The 16,581-nt window shown below is 43.0% G+C and carries 19 protein-coding genes; 5 read left to right on the forward strand and 14 right to left on the reverse strand.

Annotated features, from left to right (window positions below; translation table 11 throughout):
- Window positions 1-202: 202 nt before the first annotated feature.
- From K4Z77_RS09230 to K4Z77_RS09290, 13 genes are all read right to left on the reverse strand, one after another.
- Window positions 203-457, reverse strand: coding sequence for a Txe/YoeB family addiction module toxin (locus K4Z77_RS09230; RefSeq protein ID WP_173233170.1), 255 nt, complete (start codon window positions 455-457; stop codon window positions 203-205).
- A gap of 3 nt (window positions 458-460) precedes the next feature.
- Window positions 461-715, reverse strand: a complete 255-nt coding sequence (locus K4Z77_RS09235; RefSeq protein ID WP_000388572.1) for a type II toxin-antitoxin system Phd/YefM family antitoxin — start codon at window positions 713-715, stop codon at window positions 461-463.
- A gap of 132 nt (window positions 716-847) precedes the next feature.
- The gene (locus K4Z77_RS09240) at window positions 848-1,945 is read right to left on the reverse strand and encodes a nucleotidyltransferase (RefSeq protein ID WP_224219138.1); all 1,098 of its coding nucleotides are present in this window, start codon (window positions 1,943-1,945) and stop codon (window positions 848-850) included.
- Window positions 1,946-1,954: 9 nt separating this feature from the next.
- Window positions 1,955-2,695 (reverse strand): class I SAM-dependent DNA methyltransferase, encoded by a 741-nt coding sequence (locus tag K4Z77_RS09245; protein WP_281462717.1) that lies wholly within the window; start codon window positions 2,693-2,695, stop codon window positions 1,955-1,957.
- 110 nt (window positions 2,696-2,805) lie between these two features.
- Window positions 2,806-3,159 carry a ribosome silencing factor gene (gene rsfS / locus K4Z77_RS09250; RefSeq protein ID WP_224219139.1) on the reverse strand — a complete coding sequence of 118 codons (354 nt, stop codon included), beginning with the start codon at window positions 3,157-3,159 and terminating at the stop codon, window positions 2,806-2,808.
- 12 nt (window positions 3,160-3,171) lie between these two features.
- Window positions 3,172-3,672: a cysteine hydrolase family protein gene (locus tag K4Z77_RS09255; protein WP_000844698.1), complete on the reverse strand. Its 501-nt coding sequence runs from the start codon at window positions 3,670-3,672 to the stop codon at window positions 3,172-3,174.
- A complete protein-coding gene (yqeK, locus tag K4Z77_RS09260; protein ID WP_224219140.1) occupies window positions 3,673-4,266 on the reverse strand; it encodes a bis(5'-nucleosyl)-tetraphosphatase (symmetrical) YqeK in 594 nt (197 codons plus the stop codon).
- Entirely contained in the window at window positions 4,266-4,895 is a 630-nt protein-coding gene (locus tag K4Z77_RS09265) for a nicotinate-nucleotide adenylyltransferase (protein ID WP_007517837.1), read from the reverse strand. The genes yqeK and K4Z77_RS09265 overlap by 1 nt, the downstream gene beginning before the upstream one ends.
- A gap of 51 nt (window positions 4,896-4,946) precedes the next feature.
- Window positions 4,947-5,258, reverse strand: a complete 312-nt coding sequence (gene yhbY, locus K4Z77_RS09270) for a ribosome assembly RNA-binding protein YhbY (protein WP_000060169.1) — start codon at window positions 5,256-5,258, stop codon at window positions 4,947-4,949.
- A gap of 214 nt (window positions 5,259-5,472) precedes the next feature.
- Entirely contained in the window at window positions 5,473-6,579 is a 1,107-nt protein-coding gene (gene yqeH, locus K4Z77_RS09275; RefSeq protein WP_224219141.1) for a ribosome biogenesis GTPase YqeH, read from the reverse strand.
- 2 nt (window positions 6,580-6,581) lie between these two features.
- A complete protein-coding gene (locus K4Z77_RS09280; protein ID WP_033689233.1) occupies window positions 6,582-7,109 on the reverse strand; it encodes a YqeG family HAD IIIA-type phosphatase in 528 nt (175 codons plus the stop codon).
- A 16-nt stretch (window positions 7,110-7,125) separates the two neighbouring features.
- A complete protein-coding gene (locus K4Z77_RS09285; RefSeq protein ID WP_000242267.1) occupies window positions 7,126-8,031 on the reverse strand; it encodes a magnesium transporter CorA family protein in 906 nt (301 codons plus the stop codon).
- A gap of 57 nt (window positions 8,032-8,088) precedes the next feature.
- Window positions 8,089-8,649 (reverse strand): mechanosensitive ion channel family protein, encoded by a 561-nt coding sequence (locus tag K4Z77_RS09290; protein WP_224219142.1) that lies wholly within the window; start codon window positions 8,647-8,649, stop codon window positions 8,089-8,091.
- 151 nt (window positions 8,650-8,800) lie between these two features.
- On the opposite strand from K4Z77_RS09290, the gene sstT reads away from it, so the two are divergent.
- Window positions 8,801-10,006: a serine/threonine transporter SstT gene (gene sstT / locus K4Z77_RS09295; protein WP_224219143.1), complete on the forward strand. Its 1,206-nt coding sequence runs from the start codon at window positions 8,801-8,803 to the stop codon at window positions 10,004-10,006.
- A gap of 173 nt (window positions 10,007-10,179) precedes the next feature.
- Window positions 10,180-11,133 (forward strand): aromatic acid exporter family protein, encoded by a 954-nt coding sequence (locus K4Z77_RS09300; RefSeq protein WP_224219144.1) that lies wholly within the window; start codon window positions 10,180-10,182, stop codon window positions 11,131-11,133.
- Between the two features lie 342 nt (window positions 11,134-11,475).
- On the opposite strand, the gene K4Z77_RS09305 is transcribed toward K4Z77_RS09300, so the two are convergent.
- Complete coding sequence (locus K4Z77_RS09305; RefSeq protein WP_224219145.1) at window positions 11,476-13,020, reverse strand: peptide chain release factor 3; 1,545 nt, start codon at window positions 13,018-13,020, stop codon at window positions 11,476-11,478.
- Window positions 13,021-13,232: 212 nt separating this feature from the next.
- Between K4Z77_RS09305 and gatC the strand changes: the two genes are divergently transcribed.
- From gatC to gatB, 3 genes are read left to right on the forward strand one after another with little or no spacing between them, the layout of a single operon-like run.
- A complete protein-coding gene (gatC, locus tag K4Z77_RS09310; protein ID WP_000705419.1) occupies window positions 13,233-13,535 on the forward strand; it encodes an Asp-tRNA(Asn)/Glu-tRNA(Gln) amidotransferase subunit GatC in 303 nt (100 codons plus the stop codon).
- A complete protein-coding gene (gatA, locus tag K4Z77_RS09315; protein ID WP_224219146.1) occupies window positions 13,535-15,001 on the forward strand; it encodes an Asp-tRNA(Asn)/Glu-tRNA(Gln) amidotransferase subunit GatA in 1,467 nt (488 codons plus the stop codon). Before gatC ends, gatA begins: the two co-directional genes overlap by 1 nt.
- Complete coding sequence (gene gatB / locus K4Z77_RS09320) at window positions 15,001-16,443, forward strand: Asp-tRNA(Asn)/Glu-tRNA(Gln) amidotransferase subunit GatB (protein WP_224219147.1); 1,443 nt, start codon at window positions 15,001-15,003, stop codon at window positions 16,441-16,443. Before gatA ends, gatB begins: the two co-directional genes overlap by 1 nt.
- The last annotated feature ends 138 nt before the right edge of the window (window positions 16,444-16,581 follow it).

The raw sequence follows: 16,581 nt of genomic DNA on the forward strand, positions 1-16,581 counted from the left end.
ATGATTAAAACCAGTGGAACTTACCCTGACACGGATTTCCACTGGTTTTTAGAATTTTTATCAGACTAACTTCCACTTGGATTAGCGGTGGAACTTAGTTTGGGAATTTACCGGAATTTGGAATGCATTTACAAAAATAAAATTGTTGTTTAGAAATAGTTGTTTAGTAGAGATTTGAGAAAAAGCCTACTTTTCAGTAGACTTAGTAATGATCTTTAAAGGACAAGAAAGCCACGCTATCTCCATCCATCATATAAATCAAGCGATTTTCTGCATCAATACGCCGTGACCAGGCTCCTTGGTACTCATATTTGAGCGGCTCTGGTTTTCCTATTCCTGTAAATGGATCACGTTGAATATCCTTGATTAGTTTATTGATTCTTTTTAGTGTTTTCTTATCCTGAGTTTGCCAGTAGCAATAATCTGCCCACGCATCTTCTGTAAACTTGAGCAGCATTCCTCACTCCTCAATAACATGGACTTGAGTGCTTCCAGCACGAACTTGAGCCATTCCTCGCAAAACCTTATCAGAAAGTTCCTTATTTTGAGCGATTCTCAGTGTTTCCTGAATACTGTCCCATTCGCTCTTTGAAAGAACTACAATGTCCTCATCTGGATTTTTATTAACCACCGTCAAAGGCTCAAATTCATCGTTTACCTTCTTCATGTAGTCTTTTAAATGATTTCGGAACGTTGAGTAAAGAACTGCTTCCATAATCATACCTCGTTTTACCTCTTTTCCACTATTATACACAAAAAGAAAGAAATTGTCAGGAACTTGTACAAGATTTTCTTTTTCTATCTATTTATTCGTAAAAAATCTCAAAAAGTCCACCTTTCAGTAGACTTAGTTTGTTTCTATTCTAATCGGCACTCTTCCAAAATTCTGCTCTGATATACTTGGATTTCCCAGTTGGTAAATCTGGTCTGCCTTTTGGGTCATAGTATCCCAAGGCTCTTTGCCAATTCGACTGACTAGATTGACCTGACCTTTCAAAGACTTGAGATGTTTCCTGCCTTTTTCAGTAAATCCAAGGACATGAATGGCTTCTGGCAAGTCACTTTCTTTAGCCTGCACCAAGATATAGGTCAAGAGCCGTCTGACACGCGCCTTGGTGTAACGTTTGGTGGCAACCGCCTCGACCATTTCTTCCACAGACTGGGCTATCTTGATGGCATCCTTGATGCGCACAGCCATTTCTTGATTGACCTGATAGATGGTGGTTAGGTCTGGATTTGACAAGATTTGATAGCGGAGCAGAGGAAAATAGTCTTCCCAGCTCACCTTACTAGCCTGCTCAAATAGGACAATAGAAGGCATAAAGCGTTCTAAAAAATCTTGGTCCTTCTGGTGCTGACGCAGGGCTGTCGCCGAGGCAAAGTCCACATATTTATCCACAGAATGGTAACCAGCCCCCTGACGCTGAATCGGATGCATCTTGATATTTCGTCCTGCAACTGCCTTGGCATAAGCAAGAGCAAGAACATGATTGGGCGTATTGCCAGAAAAATCAAGACCAGCAAATTCCTTCCACATGGCTTGAGTTTTCTGGGGATAAGAGAGAGAATCAGGCAGATTTTCCACAAAACTCTCCATCTCATCACCTTGCTCTGTGTATAAGTCAGCGATTTTCTGGTAATCCAGAACTTCTTCTGTCCCAAAAACTAGAGTATCAATACCCAATCGAGCCAAGATATCCACAGCCCCTTGGCCAAAGAAATCCGCCGCCTGAACACTGACTAAAAATGGCAATTCCACTACCAAGTCTGCGCCACTTTCCAGTGCCATCTGGGCCCTTGTCCACTTATCCACAATAGCAGGCTCGCCTCTCTGCATGAAATTCCCAGACATGGCTACGATTTTCAACCCCTCTGCCTGATCCAGCAGGTATTTGTGCCCATTATGAAAAGGATTAAACTCCGCGATAATACCTGTGATGGTCATGATAATCTCCTACTTCTGCGCGACAAAAAACCAACGGGTACTGGTTTCTGTCGGCTCCTTGTCCTCAAAGTCCGCATAGAGTTTGAAGGACTTGAAACCGGCCTGTTCCAGCAAAATATCATAGGTCAGAACCTCATAAGTCCGCTCCTCATGCACTTCATCGTGGCGACTAAAGAAACCGTCTGCCTCCTTGATAAAGAAAGTCAGCTCATGGACGATGGAGTGAGGTGCTGCATCCTCATAGGTATCCCAGAGCATGGCAAAATCTTCTGCATTTTCATGGTAGGAATAGCCTGGAAAAACTTCATCTGTCTGGTAAGTCGAATGCACGTCAAAGATGAAAACTCCGTCTTCATTAAGCGCATTATAGACTTCTTTAAAAACGTCGCCTACTTCCACTTCATCCTGCATATAACAGATTGAGTCCGAATAACAAGTGACAAAATCATATTGACCTACCTTGGACAAATCCAGCATATTGCCTTCCATAAAATCAATCTTTTGTTTGGCTGAAGTAGCTCTCTTCTCAGCAATCTTCAACATATCCGCACTCAAATCAAGTCCAGTCACATCAAAACCTGCTTGAGAAAATCGCACAGACTGGATACCTGTCCCACAAGCCAATTCCAAGAGTTTCTTTCTCTCCTTGCTCTTAGGCAAATGACGCAGAGAAAAATCAGTCCATTTGTCGTATAAACTGTCATCCATAACCGCATCATAGACCGCCGCAAAAGTTTCATAAGTTGCCATAATCATGATACCAAGAGCCTCCATGGCAAACACCACTCGCCCTCACCTTTCTATCAATTTTCTTCTAAAATAAGCAAAGAAACCCAGTTGACTACAACTGAGTTCAGCTTCTAAGCAAGAGCTTCTGAAATATCTACTGAATCCGCCTCATGCCATAGTTTTTCTAGGTTATAGTGGGCACGCATTTCTTCTGAAAAGACATGCACAACGACAGCGCCGAGGTCCAGCAAAACCCAGCCTCCAGCTGCATCACCTTCAATATGACTGCCTTTAAAGCCTGCTTGAGCTACTTTTTCACGGATATTATCAGCGATAGCATCCAACTGACGGCTATTCATTGAGCTAGTGATGACAAAGTAGTCCGTCACACTAGTCAAATCTTGTACATCAAGTGCGAGGATATCCTCCGCACGTTTCTCATCAGCCGCTTTCACGACTAGTTCTAGTAATTCTTTTTCGTTCATTTAGTCCTCTTTCTAGAAAATATGTTTGTAATCTAGGACATCTGCAAAGCGCCCCTCCCAAATGCCCTCATAAAATTCATTTATCGTTTCTGCTGGAATGTCTTTCCCATCAAACGTTGTGCAAGTTCCTTCTGGAATAATAAGCTGATAGCCATATTCAAAAGCAACCTTGACAGAGGTATCCACACAATATTCTGTCTGCATACCACATAAAACTAATTTGTCAATCCCCTGTTTATCCAAGTATTCTTTTAAACCAGTTTCTTTGAAAATACTGTTATACTTCTTCTGAAAGACCTTTTCATTAGGTTTTCGACTTAAAAGCTCAGATAACTGCCAATCTTCTGATGTTTGAGCTTCAGCGTTCTCAATATGTTGAACATAAATAATTTCGATATTCTTGCTTCTAGCCTGGTTTTGTAAATAAGAAATTTTGTCCAATAGACTATTTGTCTGAAAACCGGTTTCCACTAAAATATTCTGAACATCAATGATTATAAAAGCCGTCTTCATTTAGTCCTCTTTCAAATAGTGCACAAAGGCGTTATAGGTTTCAAGGGTTTGGGGATAGATAGGGAATCCCTGATGAGCTAGATGCTCCACGGTACGAGCTGTTTCGTAGGCCACTGCCTTATTGAGCGATAGCTCAGCAATTTCACGCGCCACATCCACTCCTGGAAAGGCGCGATTATGCTCGATATAGTCTGCGACGTAGATGACTTTATCTAGGTCTGTCATCTGGTCAGCACCGACTGTATGGATTTCAATAGCTCGCAGGATTTCTGAATCATACAGCTCCAAATCTTCCTGAATTTTGTAAATGCCAACCATTCCATGCCAGACATTATTGCCCCAGTTTTTGAGATCAGGGTCTAGCTGATAACGGTCAATTAATTCAAGAAATTCCTGATCTGACAGCTTCTTAGCATAATCATGGAGAAGACCTGCAAGACCTGCCTTCTCACCATCTACTCCAAATCTCTCTGCTAGTTCTATGGCTGCACGCTCCACACCCAAGCAATGGGTTAAGCGTTTTTCAGGTAGAAGCTCTGCCATTTTTTCCAACAAAGCCTCACGGGAGCAGTTGATATAGTCTTGATAGGCCATCAGTAGAGACCCTCCTTCTCGATGTAGTCTAGCACAGGCTGAGGTAGGAGAAAGTTGGGTTTTCGTCCTTGGGCAAGGAAGTCCCGCACCATGCTGGATGAGATATCCATGAGAGGCACATCCACCCAGATAACTGGGTAAGAAGTTCCAGCCTTGTAGCGTGGGCGCTGAACCCCCACAAACTGAACCATGTCTACCAGCTCATCAATTCGATACCACTTAGGCAGATAGTCTACCATATCAGCTCCGATAATAAAGTAATAATCCGTGTCAGGATGTTGCTCTGTCAAGATTTTCATGGTGTCGTAGGTGTAGGAAATACCCTTACGCTCCAACTCGATGGTTTCAATGGCTAGTCCTTCAATCCCCTCAATCGCCAATTCAAGCATCTTGAGACGATGGTGCTCAGGGATGGTTTCCTTTTTATCTACGTGAGGAGGTTGGTACTCAGGCATGAGCAAGACTTGATCTAGTCCCAACTGTTGCCGTACTTGGTCCGCAACAATGAGATGAGCATTGTGAACAGGGTTAAAATTCCCCCCTAAAATCCCGACTTGTTTGCGTTTTTTCTCCTTGATTTCTGGCTCCAACTCTACCTTGGTAAAGGGAGTCAATAATTCGATTGCCATAGGCTAGTCTCCTTTATTTCTCTGTAAAAACAGTTGTTTGGAGTATAGTTTTTAGATTTCTTTGACTTTCTTAGAAATCTTGCGATTCTCTTTCTTGCTGGATTGTTTAAACAAAATCAAGATGCGTCCAATTTTTTGGACTGTATCCACACCGATTTCTTCTTCTAAGATTTCAGCTACTTCGTGAATGTTTTCATCTGTATTTTGCAAGAGCGTTACTTTAATCAATTCGCGGGCATCAAGAGCTTGACGGACGCTGGTTTTGATTTGGTCGTTAAGTCCATTTTTCCCGATTTGAATGATGGGTTTGAGGGTGTGTGCCTGACTGTTGAGGAAGGCACGTTGTTTTGATGTTAATGACATAATTTCTTTAAAAGAGTTTCTTTTTATACTTTTCTGAAGTGGTGACGGACGTCAGCAAAGTCCTTCGGACTTTCATGACTAAAATTTGAGTCTAAGGTCTCAAATTTTCCGCAGTTGGTACAATCACTTGTACCAACTAACACCACGGCGAAAAGTATTCTCTATGGGGTTCGCCCTGCTCGTTCGAGTTCAGAAAACCCTTTCCTTTCTGTGTTTAAATAATTGCTTTTCGTGTGACAACTGCGACGCCTTCTGGTGCCCAGACGGCGACTTTGGCGGTGCCTGTTACTCGGATCCAGCCTAGGCCTGAGATGACTAAGTCTGTCTTTTCCTTGATATTAAAGACATGTTGGATCAATTTTGGAAAATCTTCTTGTTCCTTGCTATTTGGTGGGGTTAGAAGAGTTCCAAGGTGCTTGTCGTAAAAGGCACTAGCACCTTCAAGCTTAGTACGGTGGAGTTTCAATTCATTGTCAAAGAAGGCTGTGAATCCTTGCTTTTCACCCGCAATGAAATCAAAGCGTCCGAGACCACCTAAAAACAGGGTTTGTTCAGGATTGAGCTGATAGGTTTTAGGCTTGATTTCCTTTTTAGGACTGACATACTTGAGGTTTTTAGCAGTCAAGTAGTGAGCCATCTGGTGACGGTGGATGATTCCCGGCGTATCGTAGATATAAGATCCGTCGTCAAGGGGAATCTCGATTTTGTCCAAGGTTGTCCCTGGGAAGCGCGAAGTCGTGATGACATTCTGATCACCCGTGATTTCTTGGATAATCGCATTGATTAGAGTTGATTTTCCAACGTTGGTTACACCGACCACATAAACATCACGGCCCTTACGGTAGTGTTCAATCTTGTCAATGACTTCCTTAATGGCATGTTTGTTTTGGGCTGAAGTTAGTACGACATCCACAGGACGAAGCCCTTCTTCATGGGCACGTTCCATGAGCCACTGGCTAATCTTGCCTGGTTTAACAGACTTGGGCAAGATATCTTTTTTATTTCCCACCAAGAGGACATCATTGCCTGATACAAAGCGTGGCAAACCTGGAATGACAGAGCCATTAAAATCAAAGATATCAATGACATTAACCACCAAGGCATCACTGTCTCCCACCTCGTGCAAGAGCTTGAGGAAATCATCGTCCGTCAACTGAACATCCGTGATTTCATTGTAGTGGCGGAGACGGAAACAGCGTTGGCAATAGACTTCGCCAGTTTCCAAACCTTTTTCAAGTGCCGACTGGGGGGTAAAACCAAGACCAGCCTTATCTGTCGTCTGAATGGTTGCTCCACAACCAATACAGAGAATTTCTTCCATAGTTAAATTCCTTTTTTATATGTAATCGGTCCGTACTTTTCAGTGATTTTTCGCATCACACGACGCTCACGAGCTCGGTTAATCTGTGTTTTGATCGAGTCATGTTGGACCAAGGGTTTGACTAAAATCGAGCGAATGCCTGCACGGTGGGCTGCTCGTATATCTGTCATGAGCTGGTCGCCAACCATGACCACTTCACTTTTCTCATAATGAAATTCCTTCATGGCACGGTCAATCCCAAATGTGAAGGGCTTCAGAGCCCAATAAACGTAGTCAATCCCAAATTTCTCAACTGCTCGTTGGACGCGTTTTTTAGTGTTATTTGATACCACAATGATGCGAATGCCCGCGTCCCGAAGATCATGTAGCCATTGCTTCATCTCTGGCGTCCCGTCAGGGTTGTTCCAAGCAATGAGGGTATTGTCCAAATCGACCAAAACAGCCTTGATTCCATGCGCCTGCAGGCTTGGGACTGTCAGATCATAGACTGCTTCCACAGCAAAGTCTGGCATGTAGTTTTCAATCACCATTTTGGCTCCTTTTCTTTTATTTTCTAGTAATTTTCTTCAGCCATTGAGATAAGGCCACCCATAAAATCAAGCTAGTCATTAAGATATAAATCCAAGCATTTGGCTCTTCTGTAAATGGTAGAGGAACATTCATTCCGAAGAAACCTGTAATAACCGCAAGTACTGCTAGTAAGACGGAGATAATAGTCAAAATTGACAAACTATCATTCAAGTTATTGTTTAGGATGTTGTTGTAAGAAGCTGAGAGTTGTTGCAAGACTTGAGAAATCAAGTCTGTCATAGACACCAACTGATGGGCTTCAATCATTGCATCATCAAACTGCTCTCGTTCGACATCATTAAATCTCCGATAAAGAGCATGGCCCTGGATATGTTCCAAGAGGAGTCGATTTTGTTTTGCTGCTGCTGTCAAGTAAACCATACCAGTCTCCAAGTCAGAGAGGGCGAAGAGATTTTTCTTTGTTGTAGTTTGACGTAGCAAGGCACTAATTTCGTCCTTACTTTTATCCATCTCTTCAATGACAGGATAATAAGCGTTACTGATAATCTCTAAACCAGCAAAGAGAAACTTGTAAATAGAAAGCGACTCATGGCTATCCAGATAAGCTGACATCTGATCAATGACATAAGCATTCTTATGGTTGCTGATGGTAATCATTCGTTGTCTTTCGACGATAAAGGTCATGGGAATCGCTTCATAATATTCTTTGTCTTTTTCTAAATCAAGAACATTATAAATAAAGGTTACCGTCTCCGTTTCACGGTTATAATCCATATGAGCTCGTTCATTTCTATCCAGAGCATACTCAATGGTTTCCTTGTCCAATCCATAGATGTCAGAAAGATCTTCCATATTTTTAATCTTATCCACATCAAGGTCTATCCAGGTACAACCATTGCCCAACTGCTTTTCTAAAACCATCTTTTCTCCTTTATTAAACTCTTTCTATTGTACCACAAATTACTTAAAATAACAGGTCTAGTCTGTGCGTGAGAAATTGCTGACGACGGTGATATTCCGATTGGGAACGAAGTGCAGAACCTGATCTTCTCCTCTGAGTTGCGTTGTTCGAATGCCGACACTGACAACCTTGCCCGATACGGTAATAGGACCATTTGTCAAAACGACCTCATCTCCCACATCCAGTTGACGTTCAAAGAGGATGAAAAAGCCATTGATGACATCAGATAGAAAGCCTTGGGCTCCCATCCCAATAGCCACCCCAGCAATCCCAGCCCCTGCCAGCAAACTAGAAACTGGCAAACCTAAAATCGACAAAATGCAGTAAAGTAAAAAGAAATAAAGGGTATAATTAAACACATTTTCTAACAGACGTGAGATGGTTTTCTGACGCCCGACATCATGACGAGACATTTTTAGAGAAGGTTTAACAATTCTCTGCACCATTGTATGGAGCAATTTCTTAGCTATATAAAAGAGCAAAAATAAGAATAAAAGAGAAAGTACCTTGGTTAAGATATTCTCGATAATCACTGTAACATCAAGCTTATTGAGATAGGTTTGAATAAATTCTTGCATAGAAAACTCCTTTCATTTATTATACCATACTTTCATAAAGTATCATTCTCCATAAATATTCAAAAATAATTTCAAAAATAGACAGAAAATTCTTGATTTTAGTTCATATTTATACTATAATCATAAACATTACACAACAAAGGAGATTGTTATGAAAAAATTTATTCATGCTTGGAATAAGGCAAGCCTAATCAAACGAATCTTGATTGGCATGCTTATTGGAGGAACCCTAGGACTGACACTTCCTAACATTTCAGGAATTGGCCTGCTCGGAGATCTCTTTGTTGGTGGCCTCAAAGCCATCGCACCGATTCTGGTCTTTGCCCTCGTTGCTAATGCCCTTTCCCAACATCAAAAGGGACAAGATAGCAATATGAAAACCGTTATCTTCCTTTACTTGGTGGGAACCTTTGCGGCTGCCCTTATCGCTGTACTAGCAAGTTTCATCGTACCTGTTGAAATTACCTTAAATAGCGCTAATACCGATATTGCTCCACCAGATGGGATTGGACAGGTCCTCAGCAACCTCTTGCTCAAACTAGTTGACAATCCAGTTAATGCCCTCATTACTGCCAACTACATCGGTATCCTCTCATGGGCAGTTATTTTCGGGATTGCCATGAGAGAAGCCAGCAAAAATAGTAAAGAATTACTGAAAACTATGGCTGATGTGACTTCTAAAATTGTCGAATGGATCATCAACCTAGCTCCATTTGGGATCTTAGGACTTGTATTTAAAACCATCTCTGATAAGGGAATCGGAAGTCTAGCTAACTATGGAATCTTGCTTGCCCTCTTGGTGACGACCATGTTCTTTGTAGCTCTAGTAGTCAATCCATTGATTGCCTTCCTCTTTATGAAGAGCAACCCTTATCCCCTCGTTTGGAAATGTTTGCGTGTCAGTGGTGTGACAGCCTTCTTCACTCGTAGTTCTGCGGCCAACATCCCTGTCAACATGAAACTTTGCCACGACCTTGGACTGGATCCAGATACCTACTCTGTTTCTATCCCCCTTGGTTCTACTATCAACATGGCCGGGGCAGCGATTACTATTAACGTTTTGACTCTTGCTGCAGTTAACACTCTTGGAATCCCTGTTGACTTTGCGACAGCCTTTGTCCTCAGTGTAGTGGCAGCTATCTCAGCCTGTGGTGCTTCTGGTATTGCGGGAGGTTCCCTCCTTCTTATCCCAGTTGCTTGTAGCCTTTTCGGTATTTCTAACGATATTGCCATGCAAGTGGTTGGGGTTGGATTTGTGATTGGTGTCATTCAAGACTCATGTGAAACAGCCCTCAACTCTTCTACAGACGTCCTCTTTACTGCCGTTGCCGAATACGCAGCAGCCCGTAAAAAATAGCGCATAAAGGCAAGCCTGCTCAGGTTTTGTCTTTTGCTCTTTTATTCTAACTTATACTCTTCGAAAATCAAATTCAAACCACGTCAGCTTCGCCTTGCCGTACTCAAGTACTGCCTACGGCTAGCTTCCTAGTTTGCTCTTTGATTTTCATTGAGTATTATCAGGAAATTCTTATGTCTATTAGCCAACGTACGACCAAGCTCATCTTAGCTACCTGTCTTGCCTGTTTTCTTGCTTATTTTCTCAATCTTTCCTCAGCAGTTTCGGCTGGAATTATCGCTCTCTTGAGCCTATCTGATACGCGTAGAAGTACCTTAAAACTGGCTCGCAATCGACTCTTTTCCATGCTTCTGGCTCTGGCTATCGGTGTTCTAGCTTTTCACCTGAGCGGATTTCATATCTGGAGCCTTGGCCTCTATCTTGCCTTCTATGTGCCCCTAGCCTACAAGATGGGCTGGGAAATTGGCATCACACCAAGCACTGTTTTGGTTAGCCACCTCTTGGTGCAAGAGTCAACCTCTCCAGACCTTCTAGTCAATGAATTCCTTCTCTTTGCTATCGGTACAGGATTTGCTTTACTGGTCAATCTCTACATGCCTTCACGAGAAGAGGAAATCCAGCACTACCACACGCTGGTGGAAGAAAAGTTAAAAGATATCCTCCAGCGCTTCAAATACTATTTATCCAGAGGGGATGGACGCAACCGAGCACAGCTGGTGGAAGAATTAGACACGCTTTTGGAAGAAGCCCTCAGACTGGTCTATTTGGATCACTCTGACCACCTCTTTCACCAGACCGACTACCATATCCACTACTTTGAGATGAGACAGCGACAAAGTCGTATCCTGCGAAATATGTCCCAGCAGATCAACACCTGTCACCTAGCTGCCAGTGAAAGCCTGATTTTAGCGCAGCTCTTTTCAAAAATTGCCGGTCAACTGAGCCAGACCAATCCTGCTTCTGATTTACTAGATGAAATTGAACGCTATCTGGAAGTCTTTCGCAACCGCAGTCTGCCCAAGACAAGAGAAGAATTTGAAACCCGCGCCACCCTTCTCCAACTCCTACGTGAAGCCAAAACCTTCATCCAAGTAAAAGTTGATTTTTACCAAAAATATGGACAGTAAAAAAGAAAACTTCAGACCAATCACAAAAAGTGAATATATGAAGTTTTCTTTTATTTGTGGCCCAAGAATGAGCATTCCTGGACTTCTCTTATTAGAATATTTAGATCAACCAACATAAAGGTTAGAGATTGTTACACTACGACACGGAGTTTGACAAATCGATTTCATTTGCCAAACGTAGTTAGTGAGGCAGTTAGCTAGGCTACCTACTTTCTGCTACGACGGAAAAATCCACGAATCGATACCATTCGTGGATTTTTCCTAGTGAAGCGTTTAGGTAAGCCGCCATAGCGGTTACCGTCAAATGACAGCAACTTTATGTTGCTAGTCATTTGTAACGATTTACATCTTCTCTTCCAACTCTACGTCTGGATACTTATCTGCAAACCAGCGGAGAGCAAAGTCATTCTCAAAGAGGAAGACGGGTTGATCAAAGCGGTCTTTAGCCAAGATATTGCGGCTTGATGACATCCGTTCATCCAAGTCCTCAGGCTTGATCCAACGAACAGTCTTTTTACCCATTGGACTCATGACTACTTCCGCATTATACTCACCTTCCATACGGTGCTTAAAGACTTCAAACTGGAGTTGACCTACAGCCCCTAGCATATACTCGCCTGTTTGGTAATTCTTATAAAGCTGAATGGCTCCTTCTTGAACCAATTGTTCAATCCCCTTGTGGAAGGATTTTTGCTTCATGACATTCTTAGCAGAAACTTTCATAAAAATCTCAGGTGTAAAGGTTGGCAGAGGTTCAAATTCAAACTTGTTTTTACCAACCGTCAAGGTATCCCCAACCTGATAAGTGCCTGTATCGTAAACCCCGATAATATCACCCGCTACAGCTTTGGTCACATTCTCACGACTTTCCGCCATAAACTGAGTCACATTCGAAAGTTTAGCACCCTTACCAGTACGAGGCAAATTAACACTCATCCCGCGCTCAAATTCTCCTGATACGATACGGACAAAGGCAATACGGTCACGGTGACGAGGGTCCATATTGGCTTGAATTTTAAAGACAAATCCTGAGAAATCCTTGTCATAAGGATCCACAATTTCTCCATCTGTTTTCTTGTGCCCATGTGGTTCTGGAGCAAACTTAAGGAAGGTTTCAAGGAAGGTCTGCACACCAAAGTTTGTCAAAGCTGAACCGAAGAAGACTGGCGTCAATTCTCCAGCAAGGATAGCTTCCTCTGAAAACTCATTTCCAGCTTCATTTAAAAGTTCAATATCATCCTTGACTTGCTCGAAGAAAGGATTACTACCCAAAAGCTTGTCCCCATCTTCTAAACTGGCAAAACGCTCATCCCCCTTATAGAGCTCCAAGCGTTGGTTATAGAGGTCATAGAGCCCTTCAAAGGCTTTCCCCATCCCGATAGGCCAGTTCATCGGATAGCTCGCAATACCCAAGACTTCTTCCAACTCTTGCAAGAGGTCTAGTGGCTCACGACCATCACGGTCCAGCTTATTCATAAAGGTAAAGACTGGAATGCCACGATGTTTCACAACCTCAAACAATTTCTTAGTTTGAGCCTCGATCCCCTTGGCAGAATCCACCACCATGACCGCAGCATCCACCGCCATCAAGGTACGATAGGTATCTTCTGAGAAATCCTCGTGTCCTGGTGTATCAAGGATATTCACGCGCTTACCATCGTAGTCAAACTGCATAACAGATGAAGTAACCGAAATCCCACGTTGCTTCTCGATATCCATCCAGTCAGACTTGGCAAAAGTTCCTGTTTTCTTTCCTTTTACGGTACCAGCCTCACGAATCTCGCCCCCAAAATAGAGCAACTGCTCAGTGATGGTTGTTTTCCCCGCATCAGGGTGGGAGATGATGGCAAAGGTACGGCGTTTCTTAATTTCTTCTTGAATATTCATAAGTTCTCTTTCTTTGATTCTCTATTTTTCTTGTTTCAATAGCTAAGAATGATTTTTACATTGGATTTTACCATTCCTTTCAACACTCCATTATATCGGATTTTAGCATTTTTTTCAATTTCTATTTCTTTTCACTTATCCCTCCCTTATTTATAGGAAAATATGGTAAAATAGAACAGACTAAAAATCATCATTTCACGAAAGGATGCAAGATGAAAATTACGCAAGAAGAGGTAACACACGTTGCCAATCTTTCAAAATTAAGATTCTCTGAAGAAGAAACTGCTGCCTTTGCGACTACCTTGTCTAAAATTGTTGACATGGTTGAATTGCTGGGCGAAGTTGACACAACTGGTGTTGCACCTACTACGACCATGGCTGACCGCAAGACTGTACTCCGCCCTGATGTGGCTGAAGAAGGAACAGACCGCGACCGCTTATTTAAAAACGTACCTGAAAAAGACAACTACTATATCAAGGTACCAGCTATCCTAGACGATGGAGGAGATGCCTAATGACTTTTAATAACAAAACTATTGAAGACTTGCACAATCTCCTTGTTTCTAAGGAAATTTCTGCAACTGAATTAACCCAAGCAACACTTGAAGATATCAAGTCTCGCGAGACAGCTATCAACGCTTTTGTCACCATCGCTGAAGAGCAGGCTCTTGCTCAAGCCAAAGCCATTGATGAAGCTGGAATTGACGCGAATAATGTCCTTTCAGGAATTCCACTTGCAGTTAAGGATAATATCTCTACAGACGGTCTTCTCACAACTGCAGCCTCAAAAATGCTCTACAACTACGAGCCAATCTTTGATGCGACTGCGGTTGCCAATGCAAAAGCCAAAGGCATGATTGTCGTAGGTAAAACCAACATGGACGAATTTGCCATGGGTGGTTCAGGTGAGACTTCCCACTACGGAGCAACTAAAAACGCTTGGGACCACAGCAAGGTTCCTGGTGGCTCATCAAGTGGTTCTGCCGCAGCTGTAGCCTCAGGACAAGTCCGCTTGTCACTTGGTTCTGATACTGGTGGTTCCATCCGCCAACCTGCTGCCTTCAACGGGATCGTTGGTCTCAAACCAACCTACGGAACAGTTTCACGTTTCGGTCTCATTGCCTTTGGTAGTTCATTAGACCAGATTGGACCTTTTGCTCCGACTGTTAAGGAGAATGCCCTCTTGCTCAACGCTATTGCCAGCGAAGATGCCAAAGATTCTACTTCTGCTCCTGTCCGCATTGCTGACTTTACTTCAAAAATCGGCCAAGACATCAAGGGCATGAGAATCGCTTTACCTAAAGAATATCTTGGCGAAGGGATTGATCCAGAGGTTAAGGAAACTATTCTGAATGCAGCCAAACACTTTGAAAAATTGGGTGCTATCGTCGAAGAAGTCAGCCTTCCTCACTCTAAATACGGTGTTGCCGTTTACTACATCATCGCTTCATCAGAAGCTTCATCAAACTTGCAACGTTTTGACGGTATCCGTTACGGCTACCGCGCAGAAGATGCAACCAACCTTGATGAAATCTATGTAAACAGCCGTAGCCAAGGTTTCGGTGAAGAGGTGAAACGCCGTATCATGCTTGGAACTTTCAGCCTTTCATCAGGTTACTACGATGCCTACTACAAGAAAGCTGGTCAGGTCCGTACCCTCATCATCCAAGATTTCGAAAAAGTCTTCGCGGATTATGACTTGATTTTGGGACCAACTGCTCCAAGTGTTGCCTATGACTTGAATTCACTCAACCACGACCCAGTTGCCATGTACTTGGCTGACCTCTTGACCATCCCAGTCAACTTGGCTGGCCTCCCAGGAATTTCGATTCCTGCTGGATTCTCTCAAGGTCTACCTGTCGGACTGCAATTGATTGGTCCTAAGTACTCTGAGGAAACTATTTACCAAGCTGCTGCTGCTTTTGAAGCAACAACAGACTACCACAAACAACAACCCGTGATTTTTGGAGGTGACAACTAATGAACTTTGAAACAGTCATTGGACTTGAAGTCCACGTAGAGCTCAACACCAATTCAAAAATCTTCTCACCTACTTCTGCCCACTTTGGAAATGACCAAAATGCCAACACTAACGTGATTGACTGGTCTTTCCCAGGAGTTCTGCCAGTTCTCAATAAAGGGGTTGTCGATGCCGGTATCAAGGCTGCTCTTGCCCTCAACATGGACATCCACAAAAAGATGCACTTTGACCGCAAGAACTACTTCTATCCTGATAATCCAAAGGCCTACCAAATTTCTCAGTTTGATGAGCCGATCGGTTATAATGGTTGGATTGAAGTCGAGCTAGAAGACGGTACAACTAAGAAAATCGGTATCGAACGTGCTCACCTAGAGGAAGACGCTGGTAAAAACACCCACGGTACAGATGGCTACTCTTATGTTGACCTCAATCGCCAAGGGGTGCCATTGATCGAGATTGTATCTGAAGCTGATATGCGTTCGCCTGAAGAAGCCTATGCTTACCTAACTGCCCTCAAGGAAATTATCCAGTACGCTGGTATTTCTGACGTTAAGATGGAAGAAGGTTCTATGCGTGTGGATGCCAATATCTCTCTTCGCCCGTATGGTCAAGAGAAATTCGGTACCAAGACAGAGTTGAAGAACCTTAACTCCTTCTCAAATGTTCGTAAGGGTCTTGAATACGAGGTGCAACGTCAGGCTGAAATCCTTCGCTCAGGTGGTCAAATCCGCCAGGAAACACGCCGTTACGATGAAGCCAACAAAGCAACCATCCTCATGCGTGTCAAGGAAGGTGCTGCAGACTATCGCTACTTCCCAGAACCAGACTTACCCCTCTTTGAAATTTCAGACGAGTGGATCGAGGAAATGCGGACAGAGTTGCCGGAGTTTCCAAAAGAACGCCGTGCACGTTATGTATCTGACCTTGGCTTGTCAGACTACGATGCTAGCCAGTTGACTGCTAATAAAGTCACTTCTGACTTCTTTGAAAAAGCTGTTGCCCTTGGCGGTGACGCTAAACAAGTCTCTAACTGGCTCCAAGGAGAAGTTGCTCAGTTCTTGAATGCCGAAGGCAAGACACTGGAACAAATCGAATTGACACCAGAAAACTTGGTCGAAATGATTGCCATCATCGAAGACGGTACTATCTCTTCTAAGATTGCCAAGAAAGTCTTTGTCCACTTGGCTAAAAATGGTGGTGGCGCGCGTGAATACGTGGAAAAAGCAGGCATGGTTCAAATCTCAGATCCAGCTGTTTTGATTCCAATTATCCACCAAGTCTTTGCGGATAACGAAGCGGCTGTTGCCGACTTCAAGTCAGGTAAACGTAACGCAGATAAGGCCTTTACAGGATTCCTTATGAAAGCAACCAAAGGCCAAGCCAACCCACAAGTCGCCCTTAAACTCCTTGCCCAAGAATTGGCGAAGTTGAAAGAAGATTAATATGTAAAAGAAACCAGCCCTGAGGTCAATGTCATTAAGTTAAGAAATTCAAATACAATTCTGTATTTGGGTTTCTTTTTTATGTGATAAACTTATAGTTAAGGAGGGATTTCCCATGATAAAACAGATAAAAGCCCA

The sequence above is a fragment of the Streptococcus mitis subsp. hohhotensis genome (assembly GCF_020089495.2).
GTDB lineage: Bacteria > Bacillota > Bacilli > Lactobacillales > Streptococcaceae > Streptococcus > Streptococcus hohhotensis.